General features: G+C 65.3%; 22 protein-coding genes. 9 read left to right on the top strand and 13 right to left on the bottom strand.

Annotated features, from left to right (window positions below; translation table 11 throughout):
- Nucleotides 1-7: 7 nt before the first annotated feature.
- The 7 genes from cysT to cysG form a co-directional block, all read right to left on the bottom strand.
- Nucleotides 8-844, bottom strand: a complete 837-nt coding sequence (gene cysT, locus RAD15_RS08265; protein ID WP_458176238.1) for a sulfate ABC transporter permease subunit CysT — start codon at nucleotides 842-844, stop codon at nucleotides 8-10.
- A gap of 33 nt (nucleotides 845-877) precedes the next feature.
- Nucleotides 878-1,879, bottom strand: a complete 1,002-nt coding sequence (locus RAD15_RS08260; RefSeq protein WP_458176236.1) for a sulfate ABC transporter substrate-binding protein — start codon at nucleotides 1,877-1,879, stop codon at nucleotides 878-880.
- Between the two features lie 112 nt (nucleotides 1,880-1,991).
- The gene (locus RAD15_RS08255; protein ID WP_458176234.1) at nucleotides 1,992-2,723 is read right to left on the bottom strand and encodes a phosphoadenylyl-sulfate reductase; all 732 of its coding nucleotides are present in this window, start codon (nucleotides 2,721-2,723) and stop codon (nucleotides 1,992-1,994) included.
- On the bottom strand, nucleotides 2,720-3,235 hold the full coding sequence (locus RAD15_RS08250; RefSeq protein WP_458176232.1) for a DUF934 domain-containing protein: 516 nt from the start codon (nucleotides 3,233-3,235) through the stop codon (nucleotides 2,720-2,722). Before RAD15_RS08250 ends, RAD15_RS08255 begins: the two co-directional genes overlap by 4 nt.
- Nucleotides 3,222-4,877, bottom strand: a complete 1,656-nt coding sequence (locus RAD15_RS08245) for a nitrite/sulfite reductase (RefSeq protein ID WP_458176230.1) — start codon at nucleotides 4,875-4,877, stop codon at nucleotides 3,222-3,224. The genes RAD15_RS08250 and RAD15_RS08245 overlap by 14 nt, the downstream gene beginning before the upstream one ends.
- A gap of 10 nt (nucleotides 4,878-4,887) precedes the next feature.
- Nucleotides 4,888-5,205 (bottom strand): DUF2849 domain-containing protein, encoded by a 318-nt coding sequence (locus tag RAD15_RS08240; RefSeq protein ID WP_458176228.1) that lies wholly within the window; start codon nucleotides 5,203-5,205, stop codon nucleotides 4,888-4,890.
- Nucleotides 5,202-6,626, bottom strand: a complete 1,425-nt coding sequence (cysG, locus tag RAD15_RS08235) for a siroheme synthase CysG (protein WP_458176226.1) — start codon at nucleotides 6,624-6,626, stop codon at nucleotides 5,202-5,204. Before cysG ends, RAD15_RS08240 begins: the two co-directional genes overlap by 4 nt.
- Nucleotides 6,627-6,862: 236 nt before the next feature.
- Between cysG and cysD the strand changes: the two genes are divergently transcribed.
- The 4 genes from cysD (at nucleotide 6,863) to RAD15_RS08215 (ending at nucleotide 12,645) form a co-directional block, all read left to right on the top strand.
- On the top strand, nucleotides 6,863-7,657 hold the full coding sequence (gene cysD, locus RAD15_RS08230) for a sulfate adenylyltransferase subunit CysD (RefSeq protein ID WP_458176224.1): 795 nt from the start codon (nucleotides 6,863-6,865) through the stop codon (nucleotides 7,655-7,657).
- 19 nt (nucleotides 7,658-7,676) lie between these two features.
- Nucleotides 7,677-9,593, top strand: a complete 1,917-nt coding sequence (cysC, locus tag RAD15_RS08225; protein ID WP_458176222.1) for an adenylyl-sulfate kinase — start codon at nucleotides 7,677-7,679, stop codon at nucleotides 9,591-9,593.
- Nucleotides 9,594-10,018: 425 nt separating this feature from the next.
- Complete coding sequence (locus RAD15_RS08220) at nucleotides 10,019-12,184, top strand: malate synthase G (protein ID WP_458176220.1); 2,166 nt, start codon at nucleotides 10,019-10,021, stop codon at nucleotides 12,182-12,184.
- A gap of 260 nt (nucleotides 12,185-12,444) precedes the next feature.
- Nucleotides 12,445-12,645, top strand: coding sequence for a CsbD family protein (locus RAD15_RS08215; RefSeq protein WP_008546815.1), 201 nt, complete (start codon nucleotides 12,445-12,447; stop codon nucleotides 12,643-12,645).
- 146 nt (nucleotides 12,646-12,791) lie between these two features.
- Here the strand turns inward: RAD15_RS08215 and RAD15_RS08210 are convergent, their stop codons facing one another.
- Nucleotides 12,792-12,947 carry a Thivi_2564 family membrane protein gene (locus tag RAD15_RS08210; RefSeq protein ID WP_458176217.1) on the bottom strand — a complete coding sequence of 52 codons (156 nt, stop codon included), beginning with the start codon at nucleotides 12,945-12,947 and terminating at the stop codon, nucleotides 12,792-12,794.
- 271 nt (nucleotides 12,948-13,218) lie between these two features.
- On the opposite strand from RAD15_RS08210, the gene RAD15_RS08205 reads away from it, so the two are divergent.
- Together RAD15_RS08205 and RAD15_RS08200 are read left to right on the top strand one after the other, a co-directional pair.
- Entirely contained in the window at nucleotides 13,219-15,312 is a 2,094-nt protein-coding gene (locus tag RAD15_RS08205) for a methyl-accepting chemotaxis protein (protein ID WP_458176215.1), read from the top strand.
- Nucleotides 15,313-15,544: 232 nt separating this feature from the next.
- Nucleotides 15,545-17,638 carry a methyl-accepting chemotaxis protein gene (locus RAD15_RS08200; protein WP_458176213.1) on the top strand — a complete coding sequence of 698 codons (2,094 nt, stop codon included), beginning with the start codon at nucleotides 15,545-15,547 and terminating at the stop codon, nucleotides 17,636-17,638.
- A 176-nt stretch (nucleotides 17,639-17,814) separates the two neighbouring features.
- Here the strand turns inward: RAD15_RS08200 and RAD15_RS08195 are convergent, their stop codons facing one another.
- Nucleotides 17,815-18,465 (bottom strand): DUF2865 domain-containing protein, encoded by a 651-nt coding sequence (locus tag RAD15_RS08195; RefSeq protein WP_458176211.1) that lies wholly within the window; start codon nucleotides 18,463-18,465, stop codon nucleotides 17,815-17,817.
- A 17-nt stretch (nucleotides 18,466-18,482) separates the two neighbouring features.
- The gene (locus tag RAD15_RS08190) at nucleotides 18,483-19,241 is read right to left on the bottom strand and encodes a L,D-transpeptidase (protein WP_458176209.1); all 759 of its coding nucleotides are present in this window, start codon (nucleotides 19,239-19,241) and stop codon (nucleotides 18,483-18,485) included.
- Nucleotides 19,242-19,451: 210 nt separating this feature from the next.
- Between RAD15_RS08190 and RAD15_RS08185 the strand changes: the two genes are divergently transcribed.
- The 3 genes from RAD15_RS08185 to RAD15_RS08175 all read left to right on the top strand — a co-directional run bounded on the left by RAD15_RS08185 (nucleotide 19,452) and on the right by RAD15_RS08175 (nucleotide 21,561).
- Complete coding sequence (locus RAD15_RS08185; RefSeq protein ID WP_458176207.1) at nucleotides 19,452-20,564, top strand: AI-2E family transporter; 1,113 nt, start codon at nucleotides 19,452-19,454, stop codon at nucleotides 20,562-20,564.
- 78 nt (nucleotides 20,565-20,642) lie between these two features.
- Nucleotides 20,643-21,014, top strand: coding sequence for a DUF883 family protein (locus RAD15_RS08180; protein WP_458176205.1), 372 nt, complete (start codon nucleotides 20,643-20,645; stop codon nucleotides 21,012-21,014).
- A gap of 91 nt (nucleotides 21,015-21,105) precedes the next feature.
- Nucleotides 21,106-21,561, top strand: a complete 456-nt coding sequence (locus tag RAD15_RS08175) for a hypothetical protein (RefSeq protein ID WP_458176203.1) — start codon at nucleotides 21,106-21,108, stop codon at nucleotides 21,559-21,561.
- Nucleotides 21,562-21,582: 21 nt separating this feature from the next.
- On the opposite strand, the gene RAD15_RS08170 is transcribed toward RAD15_RS08175, so the two are convergent.
- From RAD15_RS08170 to RAD15_RS08160, 3 genes are read right to left on the bottom strand one after another with little or no spacing between them, the layout of a single operon-like run.
- Nucleotides 21,583-21,765, bottom strand: coding sequence for a hypothetical protein (locus RAD15_RS08170; protein WP_458176201.1), 183 nt, complete (start codon nucleotides 21,763-21,765; stop codon nucleotides 21,583-21,585).
- Nucleotides 21,762-22,976: a PepSY-associated TM helix domain-containing protein gene (locus RAD15_RS08165; protein ID WP_458176199.1), complete on the bottom strand. Its 1,215-nt coding sequence runs from the start codon at nucleotides 22,974-22,976 to the stop codon at nucleotides 21,762-21,764. Before RAD15_RS08165 ends, RAD15_RS08170 begins: the two co-directional genes overlap by 4 nt.
- A gap of 9 nt (nucleotides 22,977-22,985) precedes the next feature.
- Nucleotides 22,986-25,247: a TonB-dependent siderophore receptor gene (locus RAD15_RS08160; protein ID WP_458176197.1), complete on the bottom strand. Its 2,262-nt coding sequence runs from the start codon at nucleotides 25,245-25,247 to the stop codon at nucleotides 22,986-22,988.
- Nucleotides 25,248-25,638 lie beyond the last annotated feature (391 nt).

Raw genomic sequence — 25,638 nt, 5'->3', positions numbered from 1 at the left:
TCCGCCCTCAGCGCGCCGGGATCCGGCTCTGCGCCCAGCGCTGGAGCCGGTTGACGGCGAAAATGATGACGAAGGACACGACGAGCATGACCACCGCAATGGCGGTCGCATCGGCGTAGCGGAACTCGGAGAGCCGGATCACGATCAGCAGCGGTGCGATCTCGGAGACATTCGGCAGATTGCCGGCGATGAAGATCACCGAGCCGTATTCGCCGACCGCGCGCGCGAAGGCGAGCGCAAGGCCCGTGAGCAGCGCCGGCGCGAGCGAGGGCAGGATCACGCGAACGATGGTCTGCCAGCGACTGGCCCCCAGGCTGCCAGCGGCCTCCTCGATCTCGGGGTCGAGATCCTGGAGCACCGGCTGCACCGTGCGCACCACGAAGGGAATGCCGATGAAGATCATGGCGACGAAGATGCCGACCGGCGTGAACGCCACCTTGATGCCGAGCGCGGCGAGCGGTGCGCCCAGCCAGCCCTTCTCGGCGAACAGCGCAGTCAGCGCGACGCCGGCGACCGCCGTCGGCAGCGCGAAGGGCACGTCGACGATGGCATCGAAGATTCGCCGGCCGGGAAAACGGTAACGCACCAGCGCCCAGACGATGATGCTGCCCATCACCAAATTGACGCAGGCCGCCGCGAAGGCAAGGCCGAAGGAGACGCGGAGTGCGTTCAGGGTGCGGCGGCTGGAGAGGATGGCCCAGAGCTGCTCCGGGCTGAGCTCGAACGTGCGCAGGAATAGCCCGGCGAGCGGAATCAGGATGATGACGGAGAGCCAGGAAAGCGTCAGTCCCATCGTGAGACCGAAGCCCGGCAATGTCCGGCGTCGTGCTGCGATTGCGCTCACCAGGCCCCCTGTTACCCCTCCGACGGCGCCCGATCAGTTCTTGTAGATCTGATCAAAGACGCCGCCGTCGGCAAAATGTTCCTTCTGCGCCTTGGTCCAGCCGCCGAAAACGTCGTCGATCGTGAACAGCTCGACCTTGGCGAAGGCGTTTTCATACTTCTTGGCGATCTCGGCATCGCGCGGACGGTAGAAATTGCGCGCCGCGATCTCCTGGCCTTCCTTGGTATACCAATACTGGAGGTAGGCGTCGGCGGCGTTGCGTGTGCCCTTCTTGTCGGCAACCTTGTCGACGATTGCGACCGGCGGCTCGGCCAGGATCGACTGCGGCGGCGCCACGATCTCGAATTTCTGCGGGCCGAACTCCTTGAGGGCGAGATAGGCCTCGTTCTCCCAGGCGAGCAGCACGTCGCCGACACCGCGCTCGACGAAGGTCACGGTGGCACCGCGCGCACCGGTATCGAGCACCGGCACCTGCTGGTAAAGCTTTCCGATGAAATCCTTGGCCTTGTCGGCAGAGCCGTATTTCTTCTGCGCGAAGCCCCAGGCCGCGAGATAATTCCAGCGCGCGCCGCCCGACGTCTTCGGGTTCGGCGTGATCACGGCAACGCCCGTCTTGAGCAGATCATCCCAGTCCTTGATGCCCTTGGGATTGCCCTTGCGCACCAGGAACACGATTGTCGAGGTGTAGGGCGATGAATTCTGCGGCAGGCGCTTCTGCCAGTCGGCCGCGGTGAGGCCCTTGGTCGCGATCGCGTCGATGTCGTAGGCGAGCGCGAGCGTCACCACATCGGCCTGCAATCCGTCGATCACGGCACGCGCCTGAGAACCACTGCCGCCATGCGACTGCTTGATCTCGACGCTCTTGCCGGTCTCCTTCTGATAGGCGGTTGCGAACGCCTTGTTGAACTCGCCGTAGAGCTCGCGCGTCGGATCATACGACACGTTCAGCAGATTGATGTCAGCAGCGAAAACCGAGCTTGCCCAGAGGAGGCCTGCCGCGAGCGGAACGATACGGCGGATCATGTCCATCTCCATTCACCTCGGCGACATCAGCGTCGTCGATGGCATGCGGGCATAACTCGGGGCGAAACGCTCTTAAGTCAACGGAACCGGATTTTCTTGTTCGCAGCGTGACAGGCGGACTGTGCTACGAAGTCTTCATCGTGTGAATGCCGCATTCTGTCTTGGCCCGGCCGCGCCAGCGGCCGGCGCGTTCATCCTCGCCCTCAGCCGTTCTGCTCGTGCAAGGCATACACCCAACCGAACGAAAGCCTGACGACGCAAGTGGATGACGCGGCAATTTGGCGCGGACGAAAATCGCCTCGAGTTCCTCGCGAGAGACGTTGGCAAACGGGTTGAACTTCAACCGCGCGCCATCGTTCTCGACGACCGGAATGTCGGTGCGCGCATTGCCCTGAAAGCGCTTGCGGCCGTTGATCCAGGCCGAAAACGGCTTCAGCGCACGCGCCAGCGGCTCCACCTTGCGGATGCGGCAGCAGGCATCGGGATCGGAGAACCAGAGGTCGCGATCGGGATCTTCGCGCGACAACGCCTCCTCGGCCGGCTGGATCGAGCGGACGTCCTTGAGCCCGAGCGTCGCGATCAGCGTATCGCGATAGGCGAGCGTCTCCTCGAACAGCCAGCCGGTATCGAGGAAGATCACGGGGATCGCCGGGTCGACGTCCGCCATGACCTTCAGCAAGGTCGCCGATTCCGTGCCGAAGGACGACACCAGCGCCAGCTTCTCGCGCCCGACGGCCTTCAGCGCCGCGGCAATCACCTCCGCGGGCGAAGCATCGCGCAAGGCGCGATCGAGTTCCTCCGCCAAAGGCGGCCTGGAGACGGACACCGATGAGACCTGAGGCGCGATCGCGTTCACGTGCCGACACCTTCCGAATGGCGCAACTGCATGCGCCGGTGCAGCGCCGTGATGCGGCCATCGCCGGTCGGCTGGTAGAACACCGAATAGCGCTTGGCCGTCTGCATGAAGGCTTCCGCGTCGGCCTGCTTCTTCACCTCGAAGGAGTCGAAACCGGCGCGCAGCATGAACACGAACTGGTCGCGCAGGATCTGGCCGGTGGCGCGCAATTCGCCGCGGTAATTGTAACGCTCGCGCAGCAGCCGCGCCTGGCTGTAGGCGCGTCCGTCGCGGAAGGTCGGGAACACCAGCGCGACGGCGGCGATCTTGCCGAGATACGGCACGAGCTCGTCGATGTCGCGGCTGTTCGGCCAGATCACCCCGACCTTGCCGGCGCGCTTGAGCAGCGCGTCCGCCTCGGCGACGAAGCGCTCGGCCGGCACCAGGATGTCGCCGCCCTCGGGCAGCGGCGTGTCGACGGCCAGCTTGACGAAGCTGTCGTCGGCGATTTTTCCGCCGTTAACGAGTGGCATAGACGCGCTCCTTGAAGGGTTCGACGCCAAGGCGCTTCACCGTATCCATGAACAACTCTTCCGGACGCTCGCGCAGCGCCAGATAGGCCTCCACGATGTCCTCGACGACGTCGGCGACCTCGTCGAACTTGACGCCCGGTCCGATCAGGGTGCCGAGTGCGGCGCCCTCGTCGGCACGGCCGCCGATGGTGATCTGGTAGACCTCCTCGCCGTTCTTCTCGACGCCGAGAATGCCGATATGGCCGACATGGTGATGGCCGCAGGCATTGATGCAGCCGGAGATGTTGATGTGGAGGCGGCCGATCAGGTTGGCCAGCTCGTGGTTGGCGAAGCGCCGCGTCAGCTCCTGCGCGATCGGGATCGAGCGCGCATTCGCCAGCGAGCAATAGTCGAGCCCAGGGCAGGCGATGATGTCGGTGATCAGGTTGACGTTCGGCGTCGCCAGCCCGAGCTTGTCCAGCGCCTTCCACAGCGCCGGCAGGTCGCGCTTGGCGACATGCGGCAGCGCGAGGTTCTGCTCGTGGCCGACGCGGATCTCACCGAAGGAATATTTGTCGGCGAGATCGGCGAGCGCATCCATCTGCTCGGCGGTCGCATCGCCCGGAGGCGCGCCGATCGGCTTCAGCGAGATCGTGACGATCGAATAGCCCTGCACCTTGTGCGGGGCCACCGAGTTCTTGCGCCACGCCTCGAAGTCGCTATCGGCCGCGGCCTGACGCAGCTCGTCCGGATTGTGCGGCAACTTCTCGTAGGACGGATAGGTGAAGCGCGAACGGATGTCCTCGATCACCTCGTCGTCGATCTGGAGCGAGGAGTTGCGAATGTGCTGCCACTCCTCCTCGACCTCGCGGGAGAACTTCTCGATGCCGAGCTCGTGCACCAGAATCTTGATGCGCGCCTTGTAGATGTTGTCGCGGCGGCCGTACTGATTGTAGACGCGCAGGATCGCCTCGATATAGCTGAGGATATCGCGGCCATGCACGAAGTGCTTGATGGTCTTGGCGATGAACGGCGTGCGGCCGAGACCGCCGCCGACCAGCACTTCGAAGCCGGTCTCGCCCTTCTCGTTCTTGATCAGCCTGAGGCCAATGTCGTGGATCTTGATCGCGGCGCGGTCGTGGTCCGACGCGGTGATCGCGATCTTGAACTTGCGCGGCAGGAACGAGAATTCCGGATGCAGCGTGGTGTGCTGGCGGATCAGCTCCGACCAGATGCGGGGATCCTCGATCTCGCCAGGCGCGACGCCGGCCCACTGGTCCGAGGTGACGTTGCGCATGTTGTTGCCGGAGGTCTGCATCGCATGGATGCCGACCTCGGCGAGATCGGCCAGCGCATCCGGCAGCTCGGCAAGCTTGATCCAGTTGAACTGGATGTTCTGCCGCGTGGTGAAGTGACCGTAGCCGCGGTCGTATTTGCGTGCGACATGAGCCAGCGCCCGCAACTGGTTCGTCGCCAGCGTGCCGTAGGGGATCGCGACGCGGAACATGTAGGCGTGCAGCTGCAGATAGACGCCGTTCTGCAGTCGCAGGATCTTGAACTCGTCCTCGGTGAGCTCGCCGGAGAGGCGCCGCTTCACCTGGTCGCGGAACTCCGAGACGCGCTCGTTGACGAGCGTGCGGTCGATTTCGTCGTAAGCATACATAGTGAGTGCCTTAAACTTGGGCCGGCTGTCCGATGGTCACGCCGGTGAGGCGGATCTGTTCGCGCAGATTGCCGGGCTCGATCTTGCCGTCCGCACTGACCTGCACCGGGGCGATATAGGGACCGATCGCGCCGACGTCATCGGCCACGGACTCCGCAAGCAACGCCTTGGCCTCGTCTGAGTTGCGCACGATGGCGGCTTCCGAGAGGTCCGCCGACCAGCTCTTGGCAGCGGTGCGATAGACCACGATGCCGTCCCAGGTGCGGTTGGCGGTCACGACCGAGGGGCCGGCGATCTTGATCTTCTTCTGTTCGAGCGGGGAGGTCATTCGGCTGCATCCAATAGGTCAGAGATGATTTGCTTTGGGGTTTCGCGGCGAAGAGAACCGGCATGCCGGACCACGTCGCCGATGATGAGAATGGCGGGCCCGCCATGGATCCGCCGCACGAGCTCGGGCAGGTCGCGCAGCGTGCCGATCGCGCCCTGCGCGTCGGGCCGCGTGACGCGCGCGAACACGCCGACCGGCGTCTCCGGCGAGCGGCCGGCGGCGAACAGGCCCGCGCGCACGGCTGGCGCCGCGGTCATGCCCATGTAGACCACGACGGTCATTCTGGTGTCGGTCAGCGTCGACCAATCCACGACTTCCGCATCGCGCGCCTTGTGCGCGGTGAGGAAGGTGATGCGGGTCGCTTCATGACGGTAGGTGAGCGGCACCTCGAAATCGGCGGCGCCACCGAGCCCTGCGGTGATACCGGGAATGATCGAATAGGCGACGCCAGCAGCGCGCAGGGCTTCCACCTCTTCGCCGCCGCGGCCGAACACGAAGGGATCGCCGCCCTTCAGCCGCACCACGCGCTGCCCGGATTGCGCGGCCTCGATCATGCGCCTGTTGATGGCGTCCTGGCCGATGCCGGGCTTGCCGACGCGGCGGCCGACCGGAACGCGCGTGGTATCGCGGCGGATGCGGTCGAGAATTTCGCCTGAGACCAGCTCGTCGTGGAAGACGATGTCGGCGTCCTGCAAGGCACGCAGCGCCTTGATGGTGAGAAGGTCAGGGTCGCCGGGACCGGCGCCCACAAGCGCGACCGAGCCTTCCGGCTTGTCGGCGCGCGCGAACGCCGACGGATCTGAGATGGCCTTGAGCGCGGCGTCCGCCTCGCTTTTGCGTCCCGAAAGCACCGCGGCGCCGATCGGGCCGTCGATGACGCGCTCCCAGAAGCGGCGGCGCAGCGGAAACTCGGCAATGCGCTCGTTGATGGATTTGCGGAAGCCGCCGATGAACTCGGCGAGCTCGCCGATGCGCGCCGGCAGCAGCGCCTCGATCTTCTCGCGCACGCGCCGCGCCACCACCGGTGAGGTGCCGCCGGTGCCGACAGCGACCACGACATCGCCGCGATCGACGATCGCCGGGAAGATGAAGCTGGAATGCTCGAGATCGTCCATGACGTTGACGGGCAGGCCGAGCGCCTTGGCACGGACCGACATGGCAACGCCGACATCGCCAGCGCCGGCGCAAACGATCGCGATAACGCCCGAGAGATCGGCCGTGAGCGGATCGGCAGCCGTGATCTCGATACGCGCCGCGTCCTCGGAGCTCAGGCCCAGATCGTGATTGCCATCGATCGCGTGCACGCGAATGCGCGCGCCGGCAGCGGCGAGCACGCGCAACTTGGCGCGCAAAAGCTCACCCGCGCCGATGAGAACCACCGGACCGGTCTTGAGATCGAGGAACACCGGCAGGAACCGCATGCGATACTCGCTTCCCCCACATACGGGGTTGACTGGAATTATTTTCTATATATGTGTCGTTTCGAGCGCGCAAAGAGAAAATTTTTTCTTCTCTTCCGCAGCGCAACTATAGAATTTTCGCCTCCAAACGCAAAGTGGCAGAGATGCATCTTCTCAGGACCAATTCCGGTGCAGATCAACGAGACTCCCGGACTCCCGTTTCCGAGCAAATTCCCGTCGGGCTGACCGCCCCCAGCATGGATCATCTGGACCAGTTGGAAGCGCAGAGCATCTACATCTTCCGCGAGGCCTTTGGCCGTTTGAAGAAGATCGCCCTGCTGTGGTCGCTCGGCAAGGACTCCAACGTCATGATCTGGCTGGCGCGCAAGGCCTTCTTCGGCCGCCTGCCGTTCCCGGCCCTCCATGTCGACACCGGCAAGAAGTTTCCGGAGATGTATCGCTTCCGCGATCATTACGGAAAAGAGTGGGATCTCGATTTGCGTGTCGAGCCCTGCCCGCCCATCGATGCCGTCGACCCGACGCTGCCGCCGGCCGCCCGTTCCGCCGCGCGCAAGACCGAAGGTCTCAAGATGGCGCTCGGCAAATACGGCTTTGACGGCTTGATCGCCGGCATCCGCCGCGACGAGGAAGCAACGCGCGCCAAGGAGCGCGTGTTCTCGCCGCGCGGTCTCGAAGGCAATTGGGACGTGCGCGACCAGCCGCCGGAGTTCTGGGACCATTTCAACGCCTCGCCGCCGCAGGGCGCGCATCTGCGCATACACCCGATCCTGCATTGGACCGAGGCCGACATCTGGGCCTACACCAAGCGCGAGAACATCCCGATCATCCCGCTTTATCTCTCGCAGAACGGCAAGCGCTACCGCTCGCTGGGCGATCAGGACATCACCAATCCGGTCGCTTCGACGGCGTCGAACATCGACGAGATCCTGATCGAGCTCGAACAGACCAAGGTGCCGGAGCGTGCGGGTCGCGCGCTCGACCACGAGACCGAGGACGCTTTCGAGCGCCTGCGCGTCGCCGGCTATCTCTGATCAAGGACGCGAGCGTCGTATGAACATGATCGTTACTCCCGCTGCGCCGGCCACCCCGAACGGCACCACGCGCCCCCAGGTCCGCATCGTCATCGTCGGCCATGTCGACCACGGCAAGTCGACGCTGGTCGGCCGCCTGCTGCACGAGACCGGCAGCCTGCCCGACGGCAAGCTCGAGATGCTGAAAGCCGTCAGCGCACGGCGCGGCATGCCGTTCGAATGGTCGTTCCTGCTCGATGCGCTCCAGACCGAGCGCGACCAGGGCATCACCATCGACACCACGCAGATCCGCTTCCGCACCAATTCGCGCGACATCGTGCTGATCGACGCGCCCGGCCATGCCGAATTCCTGCGCAACATGATCACCGGCGCCTCGCAGGCCGACGGCGCGGTGCTGATCATCGACGCGCTCGAAGGCGTGCGCGACCAGACCCGGCGGCACGGCTATCTCCTGCATCTGCTCGGCGTGAAGCAGGTCGCGGTCGTCGTCAACAAGATGGACCGCGTCGACTTCTCCGCAGAGCGCTTCAAGGAGATCAGCGACGAGATCTCCGCACATCTCAACGGCCTCGGCGTAAAACCCACGGCGGTGATCCCGATCTCCGCGCGCGACGGCGACGGCGTCGCCGAGCACACCGACCGCATCTCCTGGTACAAGGGCCCGACGGTGGTCGAGGCGCTCGACGCCCTCGAGCCGGCGCGGCCGCTGGAAGCGCTGGCGCTGCGGCTGCCGGTGCAGGCGATCTACAAGTTCGACGACCGCCGCATCGTGGCGGGCCGCATCGAGTCCGGCAGCCTCATTGCCGGCGACGAGATCGTGATCATGCCGGCCGGCAAGATCGCCAGGATCAAGACGGTCGAGAGCTGGCCGGTGACACCGGTCGCGGGCCGGCAAGGTGCAGGCCGCTCGGTCGGCATCACGCTCGACCGCGAATTGTTCATCGAGCGCGGCGACATCGTCGCGCATGCCGGCAGTGCCCCGCGCGAGACGCGGCGCCTACGCGCGCGGATCTTCTGGCTGCACGACAAGCCGCTCGCCAAGGGCGATCAGCTCCTGGTTCGCTGCGGGCCGAAGGAAAGCCGCGCCACCGTGGTGGCGATCGAGAAGGCGGTCGATCCCGGCGAATTGTCGAGCACCGAGAACAAGGCGATCGGCCGCAACCATGTCGGCGAGATCGATATTTCTCTGTCCAATCCAATCGCGACCGATCCCTACACCGAGAATCCGCGCACCGGCCGTCTCGTGATCGAGGTCTCCGGGCGCATCGCCGGCGGTGGCCTGGTGCTGTCGGTCGATGCCGGCCAGCGCGCCGTGCCCGTGGACATCGTGCCGGTGGAATCCGCGCTCCGTCCCGACGAGCGCTCTGCGCGCTATCAGCACAACGGCGCCGTGGTCTGGCTCACCGGCCTGCCCGCCTCGGGCAAGTCGACACTGGCCAAGGCGCTGGAGCGGCGGCTGTTCACCAATGGCGGCTCGCCGATCCTGCTCGACGGCGACACGGTGCGCGCCGGACTCAACAGCGATCTCGGCTTCTCTGCCACGGACCGCAGCGAGAACATCCGTCGTCTCGCCGAGGTCGCGACGCATCTCGCCCGCAACGGCCACATCGCGATCGTCGCCGCGGTCTCGCCCGCCCGCGAAGACCGCGCCACCGCGCGCCGCATCGCCGACACCGCGTTCCGCGAGATCCATGTCGCGACACCGGCCGGGGTGTGCGAGGAACGCGACCCCAAGGGCCATTACAAGAAGGCCCGCGCCGGCGCGCTCGCCTCGTTCACCGGCATCGGCAACGACTACGAGGCGCCGCAGGCGGCCGAGCTCGTGATCGACACGTCGACGCGGACGGTTGCCGAGGCGGCCGACGAGATCGAGCAGATGCTGAAGACCACGGGCGTGCTGTTCGACGAAGCCGTGGACCTCGCCGCGAATATTTGAGGGGTGCGCTCCGCTCAAGGAGCACACTCCGCGCCTCACCAACGGTGTCGTCCTGGCGAAAGCCAGGACCCATACCGCGTGATCTGCCTGTGGGGCCAAGTGACAGTCCCGAACGACGAGTCATCGTCAAACTCCTCCCAGAGGTAATCGCGACGAGCGCAAGCGCTCGCGCGGGGGTCCTGGCTTTCGCCAGGACGACCCGGGAGAAAGATCGCGCCCATTGCATTAGCAGCGGACGCCATGGGTACAGGCCGAACGGCAATCCCCACACCCAATCTTGACATTTTGACAAACCCCCGGGGGTCTTCTCACCGCCCCGATTTTGGGGCTAATAGGGCCCCGAAAGCCGCCCCCTGTGGGCGCATTTTGCTGCTGTCGGGTCAAAAGCAGCCAAAAAACAGCCATTTCCAACAAGAAAGCCCATCATGAAACGCGTCGACGCCCACGGATTGAAGATCGCTCCCGTCCTGTTCGATTTCATCGCCAAGGAAGCGGCCCCGAAAACGGGGATCGCGCCGGATGCGTTCTGGGCCGGGGTTGCCGCCATCATCAGGGATCTGGGGCCGAAGAACCGCGCATTGCTGGCGGTGCGCGACACGCTGCAAGCCAAGATCGACGACTGGCACCGCGCCAGCAAGGGCAAGGCATTCGACCTCAACGCCTACACTGCCTTCCTGAAGGAGATCGGCTATCTCGTCCCGGAGCCGGCGACGCAGAAGGTCGAGACCGCCAATGTGGACGAGGAAATCGGCAAGATCTGCGGCCCGCAGCTCGTCGTGCCTCTCACCAACGCACGCTACGCGCTGAACGCGGCGAACGCGCGCTGGGGTTCGCTCTATGACGCCTTCTACGGCACCGACGCTATACCTCACGACGCTGCCGAGAGCGGCAAGGGTTACAACAAGGCGCGCGGCGACAAGGTGATCGCCAAGGCCAAGGCGTTCCTCGATGCCGCCGCGCCGCTCGCGACCGGCAGCCACACCGACGTCACCGCCTACAGCGTCGTCGCGGGCCAGCTCGCGGTGAAGCTGAAGAGCGGCAACGCCACCGCGCTGAAGAACGCCGCTCAGTTCGCGGGCTTCCAGGGCGATGTGGCCGCGCCGTCCGCGGTGCTGCTCGTCAACAACGGCCTGCATGTCGAGGTGAAGATCGACCGCAGCAGCGCGATCGGCAAGGACGATCCGGCCGGCGTCGCCGACATGATCATGGAGTCCGCGGTCTCCACCATCCTGGACATGGAGGACTCGGTCGCCGCGGTCGACGCCGAAGACAAGGTGCTGGTCTACCGCAACACGCTCGGCCTGATGAACGGCACGCTGTCGGCCGATTTCGAAAAGGGCGGCAAGACGCTGACGCGCTCGCTCAACGCGGACCGCAGCTACAAGACCCCGGACGGAAAGGGCGAGGTCAAGCTGCACGGCCGCAGCCTGCTGCTGATGCGCAATTGCGGTCACCACATGTTCACCGACGCGGTGCTGGACGAGAAGGGCGAAGAGGTTCCGGAAGGTCTGCTCGACGCCGCCGTCTCCGGCCTGCTCGCCATTCATGACCTCAAGGGCAATTCGAAGGTCAAGAACAGCCGCACCGGCTCGGCCTACATCGTCAAGCCGAAGATGCACGGCCCCGACGAGGTGTCGCTGACCTGCGAGATCTTCGACCACGTCGAGAAGATGCTGGGCCTGCCGGAGAACACGCTGAAGGTCGGCATCATGGACGAGGAGCGGCGCACCACCGTCAACCTCAAGGCCTGCATCCAGCGCGCCTCCAAGCGCATCATGTTCATCAACACCGGCTTCCTTGACCGCACCGGCGACGAGATCCACACCTCGATGGAAGCGGGCCCGATGATCCGCAAGAACGAGATGAAGGCACAGGCCTGGATCAAGGCCTATGAGGACTGGAACGTCGACATGGGCCTGATCGACGGCCTGCCCGGCCACGCCCAGATCGGCAAGGGCATGTGGGCCGCCCCCGACAAGATGGCGGACATGCTGACGCAGAAGCTCGCCCATCCGCAGGCCGGCGCCACCACCGCCTGGGTCCCCTCGCCGACAGCGGCCACGCTGCACGCGCTGCACTACCACCAGGTCAACGTGATCGCGCGCCAGCAGGAGCTGACCAAGGGCGGACCGCGCGCGAAGCTCGAGGACATCCTCACCATCCCGGTGTCGAAGTCGAACTGGGCGCCCGACGACGTCAAGCAGGAGATCGACAACAACTGCCAGGGCATTCTGGGTTACGTGGTGCGGTGGATCGACCAGGGCGTCGGCTGTTCCAAGGTGCCCGACATCCACGACGTCGGCCTGATGGAGGACCGCGCGACCTTGCGTATCTCCAGCCAGCATCTCGCCAACTGGCTGCACCAGGGCGTGATCACCGAGGCCCAGGTGATGGAATCCCTGAAGCGCATGGCCGTCGTCGTCGACAAGCAGAACGCGGGTGACGCGATCTACAAGCCGATGGCGCCCGCATTCGACGGCGTCGCCTTCAAGGCCGCCTGCGATCTCGTCTTCAAGGGCCGCGAGCAGCCGAACGGCTACACCGAATACATCCTCACCGCGCGCCGCCGCGAAGCCAAGGCGCTTGGCTGACAAGGCGGCGGGCTGAGGTTGCGTCACTGAACTGTCGAAAGCCCCGGCGTGCGCCGGGGCTTTTTTCATTTGGCCCCCGGTAGCCCGGATGAGCGAAGCGACATCCGGGACCGGCAGCACTTGGGGCAAGCCCCCCGGATATCGCTTCGCTCATCCGGGCTACGAGGTCATCGCTCGTGGTGGACGAAACGTCGCGACACGCTGCGGAACGGCTGCGCGCGCCTCGCGTTGTCCGGCCATCAACCCAATGGGAGATGGTCATGGACTGGAATCGGATCGAAGGAAACTGGAAGCAGTTCAAGGGCTCGGCCAAGGAGAAATGGGGCAAGCTCACTGACGACGATCTGCAATTGATCGAGGGACGCCGCGAGCAGCTCGAGGGCCGGCTCCAGGAACGCTACGGCAAGGCCAAGGACCAGGTTCGTCAGGACGTCGACGACTGGCTGAAGTCGCTGCACTGAAGCAGCAGCAATGAAGCCCCGGCTCACGCCGGGGCTTGTTGTGGGGCAACCGTAGCAGCCGTAGCCCGGATGAGCGCAGCGACATCCGGGACCTTCATTGCGGCCTCCCGGATGTCGCTTCGCTCATCCGGGCTGCGATACTTTCGCTAGAACACCGTCAAATATTTCAGCAGCGACACGACGCCGATGATGATGATGATCACGCGCGCGATCTGTTTGGCGCGGCCGTCCATCGGAAGCATGTTGATGAGATAAAGCACGAGAATGACGACGAGAAAGGTGACGAGTGCGCCGACCAGCATTGCTAGGACCCCCCTTCAGGCAAATTGCAACAATGTACTAACGCCTGTCTCCCGCGCCGGTTCCATTCCGGCAACCCATTGCAACTTCTAGTAATTACGTAGTTCTACGATCGGCCTTCTGCCTAAAACTTTACCCTTTTCCTTTCAGATGCGGAAACCGTTTTTGGCCCTGAGCCACAAACGGCATGCGATTGCCGATCTGCCGCGCCCACGTTTGTCGAAGTTGCCGGGCGTCGTCACGAACTTTGAAATGGGAATTTGGGGGACCTCGATGCTGAATCGTCTGACCGTATCCGCACTGCTGAAGGCGGTAATCGCGATCACGTCGGTCTGCGTGGTGATCGCACTCTCGCTCACCGCCTACGAATCGTGGGATCGCCTCAAGACCGCCAACCGCATCTCGCAGATCGCCGACGCTTCGGCCGACTTGTTCAAGGCGATGCACAATCTGCGCACCGATCGCTCGACGACCAACCGGCTGCTCAATTCGACCGAGCCGATGGATGGCGAGATCGAGAAATATCTGCGCGCGATCCGGGACGCCGAGATGCCTGCCATGGCGCACGCACTGGAGCTGCTGCCGGCGATGGACTTCCCGCAATCGGGCACGCTGGTGCCCGAGCTCGCGCGCCTTCACAAATCGGCCGGTGAGCAGCAGAAGCAGTTCTGGGAGGACATCGCCAAGCCCAAGGACCAGCGCCGCGCCGGCCTGCCGAAGGAATATATGGAGACGACGCAGGGCCTGCTCGACACGCTCGACAAGCTCTCAAGCGTCCTGGCTGCCACCGTCAATCACCAGGACGCCGCGATCGACCAGCTGCTGTCGATCAAGCAAAACGCCTGGCTGCTGCGCAATACCGCAGGCGAAGCGTCGCTGATCATCTCCATCGGACTCAACACCGGCCGCATCGCGCCGGAAGCCCGCCTCGCCTATACCCAATATGTCGGCGGAACCGCCGCAATGTGGAAGGCACTGGAATTGTCGACGTCGGGCATGCAGCTGCCGCCCGCATTGTCGTCCGCAATGGCTGCGGCCAAGTCCGCCTATTTCGATCCGCAATATCTGGCCCTTCGCGATCGCCTCGCCAACACGCTTGCCAATGGCGAAAAGGCCGAGATGACGGCGAACCAATGGACGCCGGTCACGGTGGGCCGTCTGTCGAGCGCGGTTGCCGTCGCCGAGACGGCACTCGATGCCGCCAAGAGCCATACGCTGGACCAGCGCAGTGCGGCGCTGCGCGCGCTGATCGTGCAGCTCGTGTTGCTGGCGCTCGCCATCGGCCTCGCCGTCGGCGCCGTCATACTGGTCAGCCGCCGCGTCATCCATCCCCTGACCACCATCCGCGACGCCATGCTGAAGGTCGCCGGCGGCGACCTTGCCGTCGACAGCGGCTATCTCGATCGCAAGGATGAGATCGGCGCGCTCGCCGGCGCGCTGGAAACCTTCAAGCAGCAGGCGACCGAGAAGCTCAAGATCGAGGCGCATGAGCGCGAACGCAACGTCGGCGCGGCCGCGCGCCAGCGCGCCGTCGAGGCCTATGTCGGCGAGTTCGAGGGCGCCGTGCGCAAGACGCTGGGCGAATTGAGCGAAGCCTCCGGCGAGATGCGCAAGACCTCGGGCGATCTGTCCGCCGTGTCGCGCCAGACCAACGACCGCGTCCAGGTCGCCGGCAAGGCCTCCAATGACGCCTCCATGAGCGTCGACAGCGTGGCTGCGGCCGCCGAGGAGCTCTCGGCCTCGATCAACGACATCAGCCAGCAGGCCGCGCACGCCGCGGGCATCGCCGGCCGCGCCGTCACGCAGGCGCGCGAGACCGACGGCACCGTGCAGGGGCTGGCGAAGTCCGCCGGACGCATCGGCGAGGTCGTCGGCCTCATCAACACCATCGCGGCACAGACCAATTTGCTGGCGCTCAACGCCACGATCGAGGCCGCGCGCGCCGGCGAAGCCGGGCGCGGCTTTGCCGTGGTCGCTTCCGAGGTGAAGTCGCTGGCGAGCCAGACGGCGAAGGCGACCGAGGAGATCTCGGAGCAGATCGCCGACATCCAGAAGGTCGCGGGCGACGCCATCAACGCGATCCAGACCATCGGCGGCATCATCGGCGAGGTCAACGAGGTCGCCACCGCAATCGCTGCCGCCGTGCAGGAGCAGGGTGCGGCGACCCAGGAAATCACCCGCAGCACGCAATACGCGGCGCAGGGCACCAAGAACGTCTCGGACAACATCACCGGCGTCAAAGCCGATGCGGACGCCGCAGCAGCGGCCGCCGACAATGTGAAGCAGGCCTCCGAGATGCTGGAGACCCAGAGCCGCCAGCTCGGCCACGAGGTCAGCGACTTCCTCGGCAAGATCCGCGCGGCGTAGGGCTAAGGCGCATGCCCTATCGTCGTCCTGGCTTTCGCCAGGACGACGATGGGGGCGCCCGTAATTTTACGGCGGGAGCACTGTCTAAGTTTTTACCCTTTTCGGGCCAAATGCGCTTCACGCGCCGGCCGCTGGCCGGCGCACCTATCGCGTGCATCCCTTTGGTCTTTCGAAGTTCGTGGGGGCTGCCGTTCGCGCCACGAACTTCGAAACGCGTACCCCGGGGTGTCCGATGCTCAATCGCCTGACCGTATCCACGCTGCTGAAGGCGGTGATCCTGTCCACCGCACTCGTCGTCGTCATCGGCTTCTCGATCAGCGCATGGAGCTCATGGGGCCGGCTTCAGCAGGCCAACCGGATCGTGGCGGTCTCTGCCGCGTCGGCCGAAGTGTTCAAGGCGATGGCGAACATCCGGGCCGATCGTTCGACCAGCAACCGCCAGCTCACCTCCGATGTCGCGATGGACAAGGACATCGAGAAGTACATCCGCGAGATTCGCGAGGCCCTGATGCCGGCGCTGTCCCGCACGCTCGAGATCCTGCCCACGACCGAAATCGCCCAGCGCGAGACGTTCCTCGGCGACGTCGGCGCACTCAACAAGACGCTGCTGGCAGCACAGGCCGAGTTCTGGACCGAGGCCGTCAAGCCGAAAGCCGAGCGCCGCGCGGGCCTCGCCAAGGAATATGTGGCAACTGAGGACGCGCTGATGGCGCAGCTCGAAAAGCTCTCGGGCGCGCTCGCCGCGAGCGTCAACCACCAGGATGCGACCATCGACCAGCTCCTGACCATCAAGCAGATGGCCTGGCTGCTGCGCAACACCGCCGGCGAATCCTCGCAGATCGTCGGTAACGCGCTCAATGCCGGCAAGATCGCTCCCGAGGTGCAGCTCGCCTACACCAAGCTGGTCGGCGGCACCGATACCGCCTGGACCGCGATCGAGCTTGCCGCATCGGGCATGCAATTGCCGGCGGCGCTGGCGGCTGCAATCACCGAGACCAAGACCACCTATTTCGACCCGCAATATGCCACCACGCGCGACGGCGTCATCACGACCATCGCCAAGGGCGAAAAGCCGTCGATGACCGCCAACCAGTGGAGCCCCTATTCGGTCCCCCGCATGATGGCCGCAGTGAGGCTCGCCGACGCGGCCCTGCAGGCCGCCAAGGACCACTCCGCTGCCCAGCGCGCGGCCGCGGTGCAATTGCTGATCTTCAATACCGCCCTGCTCGTCGCCGCCATCGTCCTGACCGGCGCCGCCATGCTGGCGGTCAGCCGCCGCGTGATCACGCCGCTGCACAGGATTCGCGACGCGATGCTGAAGGTCGCCGGCGGCGACCTCACCGTCGACAGCGGCTATCTCGATCGCAAGGACGAGATCGGCTCGCTCGCCGGCGCGCTGGAGACCTTCAAGCAGCAGGCGATCGACAAGCTCAAGATCGAGGAACAGGAACGCGAGCGCAACGCGGGCGCCGCCGCGCGCCAGCGCGCGATGGAGGCCTATGTCGGCGAGTTCGAAGGCGTGGTGCATAAATCGCTGGGCGAGCTGAGCGAGGCGTCCGGCGAGATGCGCAAGACCTCGGGCGACCTCTCCGCCGTCTCGCGCCAGACCAATGAACGCGTCGAGATCGCCGGCAAGGCCTCGAACGATGCCTCGATGAGCGTCGACAGCGTCGCGGCGGCCGCCGAGGAGCTCTCCGCCTCGATCAACGACATCAGCCAGCAGGCCGCGCATGCCGCAGGCATTGCCAGCCGCGCCGTCAACCAGGCGCGCGAGACCGACAGCACCGTCCAGGGGCTGGCGCAATCCGCCGGGCGCATCGGCGAAGTCGTCGGCCTCATCAACACCATCGCGGCGCAGACCAATCTGCTCGCCCTGAACGCCACCATCGAGGCCGCGCGCGCCGGCGAAGCGGGCCGCGGGTTTGCGGTCGTGGCCTCCGAGGTGAAGTCATTGGCGAGCCAGACTGCCAAGGCGACCGAGGAGATTTCGGAGCAGATCGCCGACATCCAGAAGGTCGCTGGCGATGCCATCAACGCGATCCAGGCGATCGGCGGCATCATCGGCGAGGTCAACGAAGTCGCCACCGCGATTGCCGCCGCCGTGCAGGAGCAAGGCGCGGCGACCCAGGAGATCACGCGCAGCACGCAATATGCGGCGCAGGGCACCAAGAACGTCTCGGACAACATCACCGGGGTGAAGGCCGACGCCGACACCGCTGCCGGCGCCGCCGAGAACGTCAAGCAGGCCTCGGAAACGCTGGAGACGCAGAGCCGCCAGCTCGGCCATCAGGTGAGTGATTTCCTGGGGAAGATCCGGGCTGCGTAGGCGGGGGTTGCAGTAGAGGCGGCAACCACACTCGCGATGTCGTCCTGGCGAAAGCCAGGACCCATAACCACAGGCCTCCGCAATGGGCAGGCTAGTGGTGATCGGTGTGCCGCCAAACTCACATTCGGGGTAATGGGTCCTAGCTTTCGCCAGGACGACGTGGAGAGTGTGTCCGACTACTCCTTCGCCACCACCGGCACCTGGCGGAATCTCGCGCGGACCGATTCCGGCAGCGGCGAGAAATTCATCGCGACGCCGCGGCGGTCGTTGGCGTTGCGGCTGGCGACCACCAGGCCATCGGCACCCGCGACGATGTCGCCCTTGCGCAAGGTCGGATCGTCCTCGACCTTGACCTGGGCGAGCCCGGCCGGATCCTTGCCGTTGCAGGTGCAGCCCGCGACGATCTCGTTGCGGTAGCGGAAGGCGTTCGGCAGCTCGGAATAGGATTTTCCGTTCTCGGTCGCGGCGTCGTCGATATTGCTGCCATAGACCAGCGAGGTTTCCGAGGCCGGGCAGAAGCTCTTGCAGGACTGTGCCTTGCTCTCGGCATCGGCTCCCTGCGCGGGGAAATAGCGGCCGTCGCAGCCGCGCACGCAATAGGCCGTGCCGCCGCCATAAGCGGCCCGCTGGCGTGGGACGTCGTAGCGCGGCATGTCATCGTTCGGGAACGGCGTCCGGATCTGCGGAGGCCGCGCCCCGAACGCGCCGAACAGCGCCGAGAAGAAATCCTCCGCATGCGCCGACGGCGTCGACGCGAGGCCAAGGAAGGTGACGGTGAGCGCGGCCGCCGCACCGCCCGCCAGCCTGCCGATCGAGCGTTTCCTCATGTGACCTCACTCAACTCCTAGTTCACCGACGACGCCGGAATGTTCAGCGCCTGCCGGCCCGACGGCATCGCCGTCACGGCCGGACGCTTGCGCACGGCATCCCCGCCTCGCGCCATCAACGGTGCGTTCTTCGGCAGCACCACGACCCTGGCGCCGACATTGACGCGGCCGAACAGGTCGATGACGTCCTCGTTGGTCATGCGGATGCAGCCGGACGACACGAACTTGCCGATCGTGGTGGGATCGTTGGTGCCGTGAATGCGGTATTCGCTCGAGCCGAGATACATCGCGCGCGCGCCGAGCGGATTGCCGGGGCCGCCGGCGACGAAGCGCGGCAGATAGGGCTGGCGCGTGATCATCTCGACCGGCGGATGCCAGTCCGGCCACTCCGCCTTGCGGCTGACGCTCTGCACGCCAGACCAGGTGAAGCCTTCGCGGCCGACGCCGACGCCGTAACGGATGGCGCGGCCGTTACCGAGCACGTAGTAGAGATAGGTGTTGTTGGTATCGATGACGATGGTCCCCGCCGGCTCGCTCCGGTCGAAGCTGACGATCTGCTTGCGCAGGCGATCGGGCAGCTGGGCATCCTCGTCGGCGGCCTGCGGCTCCTGACCGATATAGCCCTGGTCCTGCGAAAGGCCCTGCGACTGCATCGGCACATAGCCGAACGTCTGTGCCTGCGCCGCAAAGGGCACGGTCAGCAAAGCTGCCGCAAACGCAAACGTGGTGAGCGCGCGCGGCGAAGGCCGGCGATGGACTGCAAAGAGCTTTGTCATGTGCTGCCCCGTTGGATGCATGCATCTGGGTGATGCGCAATCCTAGAACGCAGTCGGGCCGACTCAAGTTCCGCGCGGATCTGCGGTGGGCAGGTAACAGTCAAGCGAGCGCATATTCACGAAGCCGCGATGGAACTCGTGCGGCGCCCCGCACGTTCTCCCGTCAGCAATGGGCGCGCGGACCGATGGCTTCCGTGCGGGAGAGGTGTTGTGCGCGTCCTTCCGAGCGACCGTCTGATTTCCGGCAACAGCGAAGGCGACCCGCTTCCCGACAGCCATGTCGAGCTGCCGCCGGTCATCCGACGCACCGAGTTCGTCGCCTTCGCGCTCGCGGGGCTCCTTCTGATCGCAGTCGTCTCCGTGCTGTATGTCGGCAGGGCGTTCTTCCTCCCCGTGGTGATGGCCTTCGTCACCGGCACCATGCTGTCGCCGGCGGCGAGCTTCCTGGAACGAAGCAAGGTGCCGCGCGCGCTGGGCGCCGTCCTGATCGTGGTCGCCATGACGGCCGTGGTCGCCTTTGTCGTCGCCCTGATCGCCTCCCCCGTCATGGAATGGAGCTCGCGCCTGCCGGAGCTCGGCGCGCAGTTGAAGGACAAGCTGCACGTGTTCGACCGGCCATTGGCGTTGTGGCGGGAGCTGCAAAGCCTGGTCGGCGGTTCGGAGGGACTCCCGACCATCCAGATGCCGAAATTCGAATGGGTGCAGCCGACGCTGGAATTCCTGACGCCGACCTTCACCGAATTCCTGCTGTTCTTCGTCACCCTCATCTTGTTCATCGCGAGCTGGCGCGACCTGCGGCGGGCGATGATCATGACCTTCCGCGATCGCGACGCGCGGCTACGCACGCTTCGGATCCTGAACGAGATCGAGGTCCATCTCGGCAATTACCTGTTGACCGTCACCCTCATCAATATCGGCGTCGGCATCGCCACCGGCCTCGTCTGCGCGCTCACCGGCATGCCCAATCCAGCCGGACTCGGCGCGCTCGCGGCAACCCTCAACTTCATCCCGATCATCGGGCCGATCGCGATGTTCGCGGTATTGGTCGTGGTGGGTCTGGTCGCCTTCCCGACCATCGGCGGCGGCCTGATGGCGGCGCTCGCCTTCGGCGGCATCACCTTCCTGGAGGGACACTTCGTCACGCCGACCATCATCGGGCGACGGCTGGCGCTGAATGCGCTCGCCGTGCTGCTCGCGCTGGCGTTCTGGACCTGGCTGTGGGGGCCGATGGGCGCGTTCCTGTCGTCGCCGCTGCTGATCGTCGCCCTGATCCTGAAGGAGCATCTGTTGCCGCCGGATTCGCCGCAGCTTCCGCAGGACTGACCGGTTTCCGCGAACGGAACTTACCCGACGACGAAGCGTTTTCCGGCTATCTCAGCCGTCAACAGTTCGGAGCTCCTGATGTCCACGACCAATGCCGAAGCCGGGATGAGAGACTGGACCGACAAAGCCACCAGGGAACGCCTCGAGAAGGATGTAGCAGCCGTGAAAAGCGATATCGCCGCCCTCACCGACCAGATCACCGACGCGCTCAACACCTTTGCCAACTCCACCAGCAAGCAGGCCCGCCGCGGCTATCGCCAGGCGCGCGAGAACATGGATTCTGCGATCGACGACGTGTCGGAGCGCGGCAGCGCGATGATGGGCGCGGCACAGGAAGCCTACGGCTCGATCGAGGAGACGCTGGAAGACGCGATCACGCAGCGGCCGCTCGCGACCGTCGGGCTCGCGCTCGGCATCGGCTTCCTGATCGGAGTCGCCTGGCGCCGGTAAGGTTGCGAACAGGTCTTGGGACGGCGGCGCTACGGCGCTGCCGGTGCCGGGTCGTGGCGATTCGGCTTGCGGGCATGTGAGGAGCAAGGCCATGTTTCAACGCATCATCGACGGGATCAGTGCATCGACAGGCACGACCGTGCGGCTGACCTCGCTCGCCGCCGCCGCGGCATTCGCGCTGCTGGTGACGACATGCTTCCTCTGTGCCGCCGCCTTCATCGCCGTCCTGGAGACATATGGCCCGGTGCAGGCCTGCCTCGCCGGCGCCGGCATCTTCTTCCTGCTGACGCTCGCTGCTGCGGGCACCTATTGGGGCTACAAGCGCGCGGTGCAGAAGCGCGCCCGTGTCGCGGCCGAGCGCGCCGCGAAGTCGGCGGCCTCGAGCATGCTCAGCGACCCCATGCTGCTCGCCACGGGGCTCCAGATCGTTCGTGCCATCGGGGTCAAGCGGCTGTTGCCGATCCTGGCGATCGGCGGCGTTGCCCTCGGCATCATGGCGAGCCGCGCCGGCGTATCCGACGAGGCATCGGCTGAACCTGCGGAGTAGCAGGCAGTGCTCCAGCCGAAATCATCCCCGGCTACGGCCGATGCAGATCGCAGCCACGGCGAGCGGGGTCGCCAGCGCGATCCAGGACATCGGTAGCCAAAGTCCGGTTTGGCCGAGCAGTGCCGACAACAGGCCGAACAGGCTCGAGCCGGCGAGCAGCACCGGCCAGCGCCAGATCAGAACGAGCGAACGGCGGCTGGTCACTCGGCACCTTCAGGCGAAGCCAGCGGCACGGCGGCAGCCGGCCGGCCTTCCGTCCTGGTGACGGGCGATCGCGCGAACCAGAGATAGAGCCCACTGCCGAGAACGACGATCGTGACGAGGTCCAGCAGCACCCAGATGATCTTCAGCGGCATCCCGCCGTAATCGCCGAAATGCAGGGGACGCGAAAGCTCCAGCGCGCGCAGGTACCAGGGCATGGTGACCGCGGAGGCCAGCACGCCGCGTCTCGCATCGACCAGCACGGGGCTGAACAAGCGCGAGGTCAGCGGCTCCTTGCCCTTGGTCCAGACCACGTAGTGGAAGGGCGAACCGAACGGCGCGCCGGGATACACCACACTGGTCGTGATCATATCGGGAAACGCCGCCCTCACCGTGTCATATGCAGCCTGCGGCGAGGACAGTTCGGAGGTGTGCGGCACCGGCTTGCCTTGCAGCGGCGCCAGCATCGCACCCACGTCGGTCTGCTGCCATAGCGCGAACAGCGGCGTCGAGAGTTCGTTGATGACGCCGGTCGCGCCGACCACCAGCGCCCAGCCGAGCGTGACGACACCGAGCAGATTGTGCAGGTCGAGCCATTTCAGCCGCCGCGACCGGGCCCCACGCACGGTGCCGAAGTCGAGTTTGCGCGTGAAGGGCCCGTAGATCGCAATTCCCGAGACGATCGCCGCGATGAACAGCAGCGCCATCGCGCCGAGGAACAATTCGCCCGCGAGCCCCGCGAACAGATCGCGGTGCAGCGACAGCATCAGCTGCATGAAGGTGAGCCCGTCCTCGCCGAACGGTTTCGTTTGTTTCAGCACGTCACCGGTGTGGGCGTCGAACCGGATCGAGTGCAGCGACCTGCGGTTGGCCTTGAACGCCTCCCAGGAGCTCGCCATGAACACCATGATCTTGGGCTCGTCATCGTCGACGAACACGGAGATGACGGTCTCGCCGGGATACAGCTTCCGACTGGCCTCGACGACGCGGTCGAGACTGACATTAGGCGTCCCCTCCGCCACCTGCGCATACGGCAAGGCGTCGTCGAGCAGACCGTCGATCTCGTCGCGCAGCACCAGCGGCAGGCCGGTGATGCAGATCAGCAGCAGGAACAGGGTGCAGATCAGGCTCGCCCATTTATGCACGAACAGCCAGCGCCGCAGCACGGGCTTCCGCTCATACACACGATCGTCGAAGGCTGCCTGCTCGCTCATCCCGCTCCTCTACCAACGGTAGCGCAGCGTCGCAATCACGTTGCGGCGCAGGCCGTAGTAGCAACCGGTGTCCTGGCAGACCTCCACATACGACTTGTCGAAAATGTTGGTCGCGTTGGCGCTGGCGAGAAAGCCCTTGAATTGTGGACCAAGGGCCGCAAGGTCGTAGTGCACGCCGAGATCAAACAGGGTGGTGGCGGGAACGTCGAATGTATTGAGCGAGTTGCCGGGCGCGGCGCCGAGATAGCGGACCCCGCCCGACAGGCCGAAGCCATCAAGCGCGCCGCCATGAAATGTGTAATCCGCCCAGAGCGACGCGGCGTGCAGCGGTATGCCGGGAACGCGCTTGCCGAGGTTCGTCGTGTTCGACTCGGTATTGACGATCTCGGTATAGGTGTAGGCGCCAAGCATCGTGAGATTGCGGCTTATCTCGCTCTTGCCTTCCAGCTCGACGCCACGCGAGCGCACCTTGCCGGTCTGCACGTTGGAACGTACGCCTCCGATGATATGGGTTGGGTCGGGATCGGGCGTCAGCACGTTCTGCTGTTCGAGGTTGAAAACCGCCAAGGTCAGAAGCGTCTTCGGATCGGGCTGGTACTTGACGCCGACCTCCTCCTGCTGGCCTCGCGTCGGCTTGAACGCTTGACCGAAGAAGTTGGTGCCGAGCCTCGGCTGGAAGGACTCGGTATACTGAACATAGGGCGCGACGCCATTGTCGAACTTGTAGAGCAGCGCCGCACGCTTGGTCAGGGCACCATCCGACTTCGGCGCGGTCGTGCGGGTCAGGAGATTGTCGGTGTTGAGGTCGGCCTGGTCGTAGCGCAGACCGAGCAGTGCGACGAAACCGCCGAATTTGATCTGGTCCTGGCCATAGAACCCGGCCTGCTCGAGCCTCTGACGATTGTAGGAGGTGACGGGCGGGGTTGGGAGCGGCAGGCCGTACACCGGATTGAAGGCATTGATCGCCGGCACACCCGTAGTCGTGCTGCGCCCAAGCGCGGTATCGACGGAGTTGCGATAGTCGACGCCGAGCAACGCGGTATGATCGAGCGGGCCGGCCTTGAACTTGAATTCGCCCTGGTTGTCGAGCGCAAGGGAGCGCAGCGTCTCATAGGTCGAATAGACGCCGCGCGGCAGACTGAACGGATTGGTCAATACCGTTGGAGAGACCACCGCGAAATCGGTGGAATTGTCCATGTAGCGCAGGTTCTGCCGCACCGTGACCACGTTGTTGAAGCGGTGCTCGAACAGATAGCCGATGGAGCCCACCGTGCGATCGGTCTTGTCGACGCCGGGTTCGCCCGAATAGAAGCTGGTCGGAATCTTCGCGCCGCCGGCGGCGGGAAAGACCGTGCCGTTGGCCGGCAAGAGGTTGAAGAAGCCGGCCTTGGGATCGCGCTGATAGGTGCCGAGGACCGTGAACGTGGTCTGGTTGTCCGGCCGCCATGTCAGCGAGGGCGCGATCGAGACGCGCTGATAGCTGGTGTGATCGACCTGGCTGCCGACATCGAAGCCCGACGCCGTAAAGCGGTAGAGAAACTCCTTGTTCTTGTCGATCGGCCCGGACAGATCGACGCCCGCCTGGGCGCGGCCATAGCTACCGGTCGAGACGAACATCTCGTGATAGGGCTCCAGCGTCGGCCGCTTGGAGACGAGATCGACCACGCCGCCGGGTGAAGCCTGGCCGTACAGCACCGAGGCCGGCCCATGCAGGATCTCGACGCGCTCGAGATTGAACGGCTCGACGATCGGATAGGCAAAGATGCTCGCATTCACCAGCCGGAGCGAGTCGAGATACTGGTCGGCCAGAAAGCCGCGAATGTAGATCTGGTCGAAGCGCGCATCGGCTCCCTGCGCCTCGGCCCGCACGCCCGAGGTATATCGCACCGCCTGCGAGACACTCTGCGCGCCCTGCGCCTGGATCTGGTCCTGCGTCACGACGGAGATCGCGACAGGGGTCTCGATCAGCGCTGCGTCGGTCTTGGTGCCGGTGCCGCTGCGAGTGGCCACCATGCCATCGACATGGCCGAAAGCCGTTTCCTTGCGACCCGCACCGGCTCCAGCCCCGGCTGCAGCGGCCGCCGCCGCGCTGGCGGGCGCATTCGCGCGCGAGACCGCTCGCGCGCGGGCCGCACTGCGGCTGCGCGAGGATGATGCACTGGCACGCTTCGGAGCCGCTCGGCCCTCGACGATGACCGGACTGAGCTCGGTGCCCGCCCCGGCGGACGCACCCGCCGTCGATGATTGTGCCGCCGCCCCTCCTGCAGCCATGATCAAAACAACCGAGCTGACGGCCCAAGCGAGCCGACAGCGCCCCACTTCCAAAACGCCCACTGCAACTTCCCCAATTCCCTCGGCTGTGCATGCTCGCAGCCGGGAGAACGGGTACCGCAGCGGTTCAACCCTGAGTGATAGAACGCCTCCAGACTGGAGATTTTCCATTTCTAAGCTGGAGAAGTGCTGCAGCCATGAGCAGAATCATGCAGCACCGACCGCGGCAGACGCCGCAGCGCAGACTTCGAGCGTGGATCGAGCGTGCCGATGGCAAATCCCGTCTTTCCGGAAATTGCGTCACGGGCGACGTTAACGGCGGCACACGAACGCCCCGGCGCGCCGTACGCAATTTTGCGCCTGCCGGTGACAAATCGGTCCCGCTCACGCA

This window comes from Bradyrhizobium sp. 14AA (assembly GCF_054185205.1).
The sequence above is the reverse complement of the archived record's forward strand: the minus strand, read 5'-3'. Positions and strand labels throughout refer to the sequence as shown.